1 protein-coding gene is annotated in these 1272 nt (G+C 52.0%); it reads right to left on the bottom strand.

What is annotated here, in order from left to right; all coding sequences use genetic code 11:
• Positions 1 to 24 precede the first annotated feature (24 nt).
• Positions 25 to 1272 (bottom strand): LTA synthase family protein (locus tag QUW60_RS14980; RefSeq protein ID WP_289561496.1); only part of this gene is annotated, 1248 nt, incomplete at its 5' end.

Raw genomic sequence — 1272 nt, 5'->3', positions numbered from 1 at the left:
TTCTCTGTGCCTTTGTCTTTCTTTTTATCTTGCCCCCAAGTCATCGTACGAGCTTTGCAGTATTGCCTTGCCGCGGAGTATACGGTTCTTGTCGGCTGCCGGACGCTCCAGTATCGGGCGGTCGGCATTCACGTCGAATAGCGTGACTCCCGTACTGTCCGCAAAGGCAAACCCTCCTCCGAAAGTCCAGTAGGCAAAAGGATAGGTGTATTCTTCTCCCAGCACGTTCCGGCTGAAACTGAATTCTTCGTGGCTGATTCCCATTTGAGCCAGCAATGTGGCGGCCATGTCTGTCTGGTTCATGATCTTGTTTACAACCATCGGCTGCTTTATCGCACCCCCCAGCCAGAGCATCGGGATGCGGTGAATACGTTCGTCCTGCGGATGTCCTTCTTCCGGATAATAGAAGCCATGATCGGGCAGGCAGACTATCAGCAGGTTGTCCCATACCGGAGTTTTGCGGATGCGTTCAACAAACCTCCCCAGACAGTCATCGGTGAAAGCGAATGCGTTCGGACGTGCTTCTTCCAGCTTGTGAAAAGGCACCTCAAACGGTTCGTGGCTGCTCAGGGTGAGGAATGCCGTGTGCCAGGGAGATTCCTTGCGTCCGATGAGCTGGTCATACAGATAATCGAATGTGATGTCGTCGTTTACTCCCCAAGCATTTTGCCGCTGGCTGGACGGAAAATCGATGTCAGCCGTCAGATGCTGGTAGCCGCTTCCCAGCAGGTAGCTTTTCATGTTGGTAAAGTTGATGTCGCCTCCATACAGAAAATCCGTGCGGTAGCCTTCCTTCGCCAACTTTTCGGCAATGGAAGGAAGCGTGCGGCTTTTTGCTGGTATTTTCATGACAGACAGATCCGGGAAGCTTTGGTATCCGCTGAACGTACAGATAGTGCCTCTGTCTGTCCGGAAACTGTTTGCGTAGCATCGGGAAAACCAGATTCCTTCCTTGGAAAGCTGGTCGATGTTCGGACTGGCGCCTTTCACTCCTCCCAGCGATTCCACCATTGCTCCTCCGAACCCTTCCATCAGTATGATCAGTATGTTGGGGCGTTTGGTTTTGAGCAGTTCCGCCGTGTTTTCACCTTTGACCGGATACAGTCCGTTGAACAGTGAATCGCGTTCTGCTTCTCCGAAGTAATTGAACTGTTCTGCATAGTCTTTGGTTTTGCTGACCGACGCCAGCAGGCTGAAAGCCGGGTTGACGGCGGAATGGTTCAGAAACTCGTCGTTGCAATAATATACCTGTCCGATATTTGAAGTCGACTC

This window comes from Bacteroides gallinaceum, assembly GCF_030373775.1.
Classification (GTDB): Bacteria; Bacteroidota; Bacteroidia; order Bacteroidales; family Bacteroidaceae; genus Phocaeicola; species Phocaeicola excrementipullorum.
Note: the sequence above shows the minus strand (reverse complement) of the source record. Positions and strands in the feature narration are given on the sequence as shown.